This is a genomic window from Desulfobulbus propionicus DSM 2032 (assembly GCF_000186885.1).
Taxonomy (GTDB): domain Bacteria; phylum Desulfobacterota; class Desulfobulbia; order Desulfobulbales; family Desulfobulbaceae; genus Desulfobulbus; species Desulfobulbus propionicus.
In genome coordinates this window covers 3,844,458-3,851,869 of the sequence record NC_014972.1, presented here as the reverse complement: position 1 = coordinate 3,851,869, position 7,412 = coordinate 3,844,458, and the positions used below count along the sequence as shown (strand labels likewise).

The following is a 7,412-nucleotide window of genomic DNA, read 5'->3' as shown; positions in this document are numbered from 1 at the left end:
AAACAACTTTGCCCATGTTTCACGTGAAACAAAGTCGGCGCAGGACCCAGGTATGACGGATTATAGCGATGTACTCATTATCGGCAGCGGTGTGTCAGGTCTTTCCTTTGCCTTGAAGGCGGCGCAGTTTTCCAGGGTGACCCTGATCACCAAAAAGAAAAAGGCGGACACCGCCACCAATTTGGCTCAGGGCGGCGTGGCAGCGGTGCTCTCGGTGGAGGACTCCGTGGATGCTCACATCGCCGACACCCTGTGTTCGGGCGATGGGCTGTGCAACGAAGAGATCGTGCGCATCGTCACCACCGAGGGGCCGGATCGGGTTCGAGAGTTGATGGCACTGGGTGTTCGGTTCCAGAAAGGGAAAAACGGCGAAGGCTTTGATCTGGGCATGGAAGGCGGCCATTCGGCCAGGCGGGTGGCCCACGCCTCGGACCTGACCGGCAAGGAGATCGAACGGGCCTTGCTGGAGCAAATAGCCGCCAATCCCAATATCGAGGTCCTGGAAAATCATCTGGCCATCGATCTGCTCATCGAATCCAAGGCGCGTGGACGGGACAGGACCAATGGTGATCGCTGCCTGGGCGCGTATGTCCTCAACCGGGTCAGCGGTGAGGTTGAAACGAGAATCGCAGGTGTAACCGTGCTCTGCACCGGCGGCTGCGGCAAGGTGTATCTGTACACCACCAACCCGGATATCGCCACTGGCGATGGGGTGGCCATGGCGTACCGGGCCGGGGCCAAGGTGGCGAACCTGGAGTTCATCCAATTCCATCCCACCTGTTTTTTCAACCGGGAGGCGAAAAATTTCCTCATTTCCGAGGCGGTGCGCGGCGAGGGCGGCATCCTGATCAACCAACAGGGGGAAGCCTTCATGAAAAAGTACGATGACCGGGGCGATCTTGCCACCCGCGATGCGGTGGCGCGGGGCATCGACGCGGAAATGAAGGCCACCGGCGCGGACTGCGTGTTCCTCGACATCACGCACAAACCGGCCGCCTTCCTCAAGGAACGATTCCCTAACATCTACACGACCTGCAAACAGCACGGCGTCGACCTGACCAAGAAACCCATCCCTGTGGTACCGGCCGCCCACTACATGTGCGGCGGGGTGCTGGTCGATGCCTGGGGCCGCAGTTCGATCACCAACCTGATGGCCCTGGGGGAAACGGCCTGCACCGGATTGCACGGCGCCAACCGCCTCGCCTCCAACTCCCTGCTCGAAGCGGTGGTCTTTGCGCACCGGGCGGCTGAAGTGCTCAAGGAACAGATGGAGGGCATCCGCCGTCTGGACCGCATCTCCGTGGACCCTTGGCGGACGGGGGGCGCGGCCCTGCTCGACGAATCGATCCTGATCAAACACAACTGGGATCAGGTGCGCCAGTTGATGTGGGACTATGTGGGAATTGTCCGCCGGACAAAACGGCTGGAGCTGATGCAGACCCGGTTGGGCTGGATGCTCAAGGAGATCAAGGAGCATTTTTACGATTATCTGCTCACCCCGGATCTGGTCGAATTGCGCAACCTGGCGGTGGTGGCCGATCTGATTGTTCAGAGCGCCAGCCAACGCAAGGAGTCGCGCGGCTTGCATTACATTCTCGACTACCCGGAAAAGAACGACCGGGACTTCAGACAGGACACCATTCTGCAAAAATAAAATCAAGCGCCCCCGGAGCACTGATCTCCGGGGGCGCTTGGTTGAATCATTGCTGGGGCTTCAATTGCTGCATCGCCTCCTGCATCTGCCGCATCGCTTCTTCCTGTTCTTCCTTGCTCATGCCCTCGTTTTCCATGCCCTGGCGCATCATTTGCTCCATGCCGCCTGTCCCCATCATGCCCATCGGCCCGGCCTGCTGGATTTCCTTGGCACCATCGGGTTTCTTGAGGGTGGCCACCATGTGCTGAATGGTGCCGCTCATCATGTTCTCCATTTCCGGATTACGCTCGGCCACAATACCGGCGGGAGGGGCAAAGACACGATCTGGTATGGCCGAATCGGTATCGATCTTGGTGGCCAGGTTGAGATTCTTCACGCCCATCATCGATACTTCGGATTTGAGAGGGATGTCGCTGCCATGCAGCAGGAAGACGGTGGACATGCCGCCCACGGTGGCCACATCGCAGTCATAGCCCATCAGTTTCTCGCTCTTCTGCGTCACCGAACCTCCGAAATTGGTGGCTAGGCCTGCGCCGAGTTCCGTGGCGTTTCTCTCGAAATTCTTTTTCTCCTCAGCACTGAGTTTGTTATACTCGGCCTGATAGATCTTGCTCGGGTTGGTGGTTTTTTCCCCTTTTTGCTCGATCAGATCATAGGTGGTGATCCAGTCTGGATCGGTGATCTCAATGGTGTCCGCCTTGGTGGTTTCTCCCATGATCGTGGTCGTGGCCGTATGGTACTTTGCCCGGATCTTGCCATATTCCTTGATATACAAGGTGTCCTTGCCCTGCTCGCTGCCGGTCAGCTCGTAATGGATGGTGGCCTGCTTGAAGGGCAGCTTCTTTTCCCAGGGCAGATCATCGGCCCAGGCGGGGGCGTGCACCACCAGCAGGCTGAGGGGAAGGATCAACAGCTTTCGTTTGAATATCATGGGTCACTCCTTGGGTTGAACAGCAAAATGAGGCAGCCGGGCTGCGCGTATCGGGTCAACGCCCTATTGTAGCGGCTGGCACTGAAGAAACAAGAAAAAGAGAGGAAAGGGCATGCTTTCGGTCATACAGCAAATCGCGGAACGGAAAATCCAACAGGCCATGGCCGAGGGCACCATTCCCGATCTGAGCCACTGGAAAGGCAAGCCGCTGCCGCCGGATGACCTGGCCCATGTGCCTGCCGATTTGCGCATGGGCTACCGGTTGCTGAAAAATGCCGGCTACGTGCCGGAGGAGGTTGCCCTGCAAAAGGAAATCACCCGGTTGGAACAGCTGCTGGACGGTTGCCGCGACGAAAAAGAAAAAGTTCGACAACTCAAAAAGATAAGCTGCCTGAAAACCAAGATCGAATGCCGTATGGGCCGAAGCGTCGAACTGGGCGAGGATGGACCGTATTACAACCGGGTGGTGGATCGGCTGTCAACCGGGAAGAAGGGCTGACAGCCGAAAGGATTACAGCTCTGTGACATGCTCGAACAGGGTGCGATCCTGGTCGATCTTCTCCCGGCCGCCGATGGTTGCCCGGATGGGCTTGGCGGAGAGCTGGGCGAAAAGCGGAGCAAAACCGCGCAGGTCGTCGACGCTGGTGCGAATGATTTCTTCGATCCGCTGTTGCCGGAAGGCCGGAGTGATCCCCGCCAGATAATCGTTGCGGGCGGTGGCCCCCCGGGTGGCCGGCCCCTGATGGGGCGTTGCCGTGCCATAGGCGCCGACGATCAATTGCTGCAGCGATTCATCGGACAGAGACAGGCTGCCGATCACCTTGGCCAGGGCTTCATAGGCCTCGAAGGTTTTCCGTACTTGGGGATCGCGGTAGCTGATCATGCCGAAATTGCCGGTCAGGTGGTTGAACTGAATGAAACAGCCGTAGGCTCCACCCATCTGCCGGACCGTATTCCACAGATAGTCTCGTGACAGCCAGGTGCGCAGCACCTCGAACGAACCGTTGTAGCGCGAGGCGTCCGGGAAAAGGGTACAGGCTTGCACGTTGTACACCACTTCGGCGGAGGTGGTGAAGGCCTGGGTCGCGGGCACGGTCGGAAAGGACGGGCGTGCCGGGACCACGGGCAGATCGGGCAGGGCGTTGACCAAAGAGGCGCCCAGTTCCTGGAAGCGGCTAATTTCCCGGTCCTCGGCGGTGATCGTCACAATCAGCCCTTGGCGGCGGAGCAGCAGGTCGCGGATCTGGCGGAGGGCGGCATGGAGCGTGGCCTCGTGCTCAAGGTAGTTACCAGCCAGGCCTTTGAGGTGAAGATAGGCCTGAATGCCGTGGATCTGTTCGTTATACTGCCCGGCGCGGCTGAGATGGGAAAAGGCCCTGGTCAGGGCCAGGGAATAGCCGTCGCTCTGCGCCGCATGTTCGGCCCAGGCGAATTCCCGGTGGATAATCTCCTCGATGTGATGCTCGTCGGAAAAATCGACCGAGGCCAGCACTTCGCTGATCAGGTCAATGGCCTGTTCCAAATAGGCCGACAGCACCTTGGCATGCACCCACAGAATCGGCCGCACGGTCTGAGGCTCGCCCTGACGCACGTAAACCTGGACGGAATGGGAAAAGTCGCCGGTACACAGGTTGATCGCCTTGGCGAACTGCATGTAATCCTTCTGCTCGGTACCGATCTCGGTGAGGATGGTGGCGAACAGGTCGAGATAGGGCAGCAGCTCCAAGGGCAGGGCCGAGCAGTCGAACCCAAGGTCCAGATAGCAGATGCCGTTGGTCTCCAGGTCGTTGATCAGCAGTTCGGTGTGCCCAAGCAGTGCCGGCTGGACGGCATGGAAGGGCGGATGGGCATCCAGGTCGGCCAGGGTGAGCCGGGGCAGGCGACGCAGATCGTCCACCGTGTTGGCCGCGCTCTGCAGGGCGATCAGTTCCTGGGTTCGCTCGACCAGCCGACGGCGGCCGTCGGTGTCCAGCGATTGGCCGAAGGCGTCAAGCCGTTGCTGCTCTTCCTGGAGGTTCTGGGCCATTTTCTCGGCGTCGGGTGCCAGGGTGACGGTGACCGTGGCCGGATTGTCGAGCAGATAGGTCCGGATCAGTTGCTCGAAGTAGCCGTTTTCCGTGGCATCCTTGCGAATTTCCGCCAACAGGGCGTCGATCTGCAGGGCTTCGAAGGGGGTCAGGCCGTGCTTCATGGCCGGCAGAGCCTTGCCGATCAGATCCAGGCCACGCTGAGCCTTGTTCATTTCCTCCCGCACCGAAAACTCGTAGCGGTTCAACTCGGAAAGCACCAGGTCCTTGTCGAGACGCTCCTCGACCATGCGGGACAGGGTCGCCTTGTACAGGGCCAGGAAGTGGTCGCGTTTCTCTGGATCGGTGCCGACCAGATAGGTGATCATCAGGGTTTTGAAGCTGGCGTTCGAAAGAAACAATCCACCGAAATCTTTACACAAATACGCATTGATAATCGCCTTTTTCAATGGCGAGCCATCGGAGTTGAACAGGATGTTGGCGATGATTTGGAAGGCGGCGTTGAGTTTGCGGTCGTGGACCGTGCCCACGGTTGAGCTGATGGCGAGAAAGGTTTTCTGTGCGGTGGGACTGCCCGGCTGCACCGGGTAGGTGTCCTCGATACACAGCGGTTCACGGAGATCAAGTCCGGGCTCGATCCGCGCCTTGGCCGCCGGTGCGGTGTAGCGGGCTAGAAAGTTCTGCTGCACATAGGCCAGCTCCTCGTCGAGCGGGGCATCGCCATAAAAAAACAGGGTGCAGTTCGAGGGGTGATAGTGGCCGCGATGAAATTCCACGAACTGCTCGAAACTGAGGTCCGGGATGCGCCGGGGATCGCCGCCGGATTCGTGGGCATAGGTCGACTGCGGCATCAGGCCGCGATAGATGTGGTGGAACAGGGAGCGGATCGGGTCGGAGTAGGCCCCCTTCATCTCGTTGAACACGACGCCCATGTACTGCAGCTGGTCCTCCTCGTTTTCCAGGTGATAATGCCACCCTTCCTGTTCAAAGGTCGAGCGCAGCAGCAAGGGGTTGAACACCACGTCGCAGTAGACGTCCATGATGTTGAAGTATTCCTTGAGATTGCGGGTGGCGAAGGGATACCAGGTGGTGTCCGAGCCGGTCATCGCATTGAGGAAGGTCATCAGCCCGCCCTTGTTGATCTCGCCGAACACGTCGCGCACCGGGTATTTTTCCGAGCCCATCAGCACCGAATGCTCAAGAATGTGGGCCACGCCGGTGGAATCCTCGGGCACGGTCATGAACGAGACGCAAAAGGTCTTGTTCTCATCCTGGTTCTTGATCGCCAGGGCCTGGCAGCCGAGCACCGCATGGGTGAAAAGGAAGACCGTGGAATGGATTTCCGGCAGGAATTCTTTCCGCTCAAGAACAAAGCCGTGGTAGGTCGAGCCGATGGCAAATGAGGTCATAACGCTCCGCTCCGTAAAAATCCCGGCATGGGTTCCATCCATCACGCCGCGGATTCGATTTTCCTTGTTTGCTGGGGGCCGGGCAATCCGGTCCGGCATGGGGTCAGAAGGTTTTGTGGGAATCCAAAAGAATGGTGACCGGGCCGGAATTTGTCAAGGAAACTTGCATCATGGCTTGAAAAACGCCGGCTTGGGTGGGAATGCCGCGCCCGCGGCAGCGGTCGATGAATTGTTCGTAGAGCTGCCGGGCCAACTCGGGCGGGGCCGCCTCGTTCCACGACGGTCGGCGTCCCTTGCGGCAGTCGCCATAGAGGGTGAATTGGGAGACCACCAGCAACTGACCGCCGACGTCGGCCAGCGAGCGGTTCATTAGCCCGCCCTCGTCCTCGAAGATGCGCAGATGCTGGATCTTATCCACCATCCAGGCCAGATCCTTGTCGGTATCGTGGCGATGCACGCCGAGCAGAACCAGCAGGCCTGCGGCGATGGCGCCGGTGACCTGCCCCTCGACCTCGACCTGGGCCTGGGTAACGCGTTGCACAACAGCTCTCATGGCTCGAAAAAAAGTGAGGGTTCAGCGGGAGGGGACGATTCGGCGCAATTCGCGGTCTCCGGCCGGAGAAAGCCGCTCAGGTACTGGACAATGGAGAGCGCGGCCAGGGCAGCGGTTTCACCGCGTAAGATATGTCGGCCCAGGGAAAAGGGCGTGAAGGACCACTGAGTCAGGAGACGGAGATCGTCGTCGTGAAGGCCGCCCTCCGGACCCAAGAACAGGCAGAGGGGACCGGGGTGATCAATGAATCGGGTCGGCAGGGCAGCCTGTCGCTCTCCTTCCCAGGCGGCCAACCGATGATCGTAGGGGGTAAAATCGGCCTGATCGAGCCGGGCCACCGGCAGAATGGCCATAGGGTTGGAGCGGTGGCACTGCTTGCAAGCCTCGATCATGATCCGTTGCCAGCGTTCCCGCTGATGGTCCCGATCTCCATGGTTTTCACAGTAGGCGGACACCACCGGCATGAAGGCCTGGGCGCCAAGTTCGGTGGCTTTTTGCACCAGCAGATCCATTTTCTTGCCTTTCAACAGGCATTGCGCCAGGGTCAGCGGGACACTGACCGCAGGGCGTTCGTTGCGGATCGCGGTGACCCTCGCTGTCACCTGGTGCTTGCCCACTGTCTGCAAAACCGCCGCACACACCTGTCCCTGACCGTCGAACAACTCGACGGCCTGCCCTGGCTTGAGGCGCAGCACCGAGGCGATGTGCCGTGCCTCCGCCCCGGACAGTTCGATCAAATCGCCGCTGTGGGCATGGTGGGGGAAAAAAAAGCGTCGCATGGCTGTTCTGTAGCATAAAAGAAGGTGGAATGCATAGCCTTCCCGCACCTACCGCAAAA

Annotated in this window: 6 protein-coding genes; 2 read left to right on the top strand and 4 right to left on the bottom strand. The window is 59.6% G+C overall.

The window, feature by feature from the left end:
• The first annotated feature begins 52 nt into the window (after window positions 1–52).
• Window positions 53–1,654 carry an L-aspartate oxidase gene (nadB, locus tag DESPR_RS16815; protein WP_015726001.1) on the top strand — a complete coding sequence of 534 codons (1,602 nt, stop codon included), beginning with the start codon at window positions 53–55 and terminating at the stop codon, window positions 1,652–1,654.
• Window positions 1,655–1,700: 46 nt separating this feature from the next.
• On the opposite strand, the gene DESPR_RS16810 is transcribed toward nadB, so the two are convergent.
• On the bottom strand, window positions 1,701–2,585 hold the full coding sequence (locus DESPR_RS16810; RefSeq protein WP_015726000.1) for a hypothetical protein: 885 nt from the start codon (window positions 2,583–2,585) through the stop codon (window positions 1,701–1,703).
• 112 nt (window positions 2,586–2,697) lie between these two features.
• Here DESPR_RS16810 and DESPR_RS16805 point away from each other — a divergent pair, with 112 nt between their 5' ends.
• Window positions 2,698–3,084, top strand: coding sequence for a DnaJ family domain-containing protein (locus DESPR_RS16805; RefSeq protein ID WP_015725999.1), 387 nt, complete (start codon window positions 2,698–2,700; stop codon window positions 3,082–3,084).
• Between the two features lie 12 nt (window positions 3,085–3,096).
• Here DESPR_RS16805 and DESPR_RS16800 read toward each other — a convergent pair whose 3' ends face one another.
• The 3 genes from DESPR_RS16800 to DESPR_RS16790 form a co-directional block, all read right to left on the bottom strand.
• Entirely contained in the window at window positions 3,097–6,021 is a 2,925-nt protein-coding gene (locus DESPR_RS16800; RefSeq protein ID WP_169701661.1) for an insulinase family protein, read from the bottom strand.
• 103 nt (window positions 6,022–6,124) lie between these two features.
• Window positions 6,125–6,574 (bottom strand): D-aminoacyl-tRNA deacylase, encoded by a 450-nt coding sequence (dtd, locus tag DESPR_RS16795; protein WP_015725997.1) that lies wholly within the window; start codon window positions 6,572–6,574, stop codon window positions 6,125–6,127.
• Window positions 6,571–7,353, bottom strand: coding sequence for an RsmE family RNA methyltransferase (locus tag DESPR_RS16790; protein WP_015725996.1), 783 nt, complete (start codon window positions 7,351–7,353; stop codon window positions 6,571–6,573). The genes dtd and DESPR_RS16790 overlap by 4 nt, the downstream gene beginning before the upstream one ends.
• Between the last annotated feature and the right edge of the window lie 59 nt (window positions 7,354–7,412).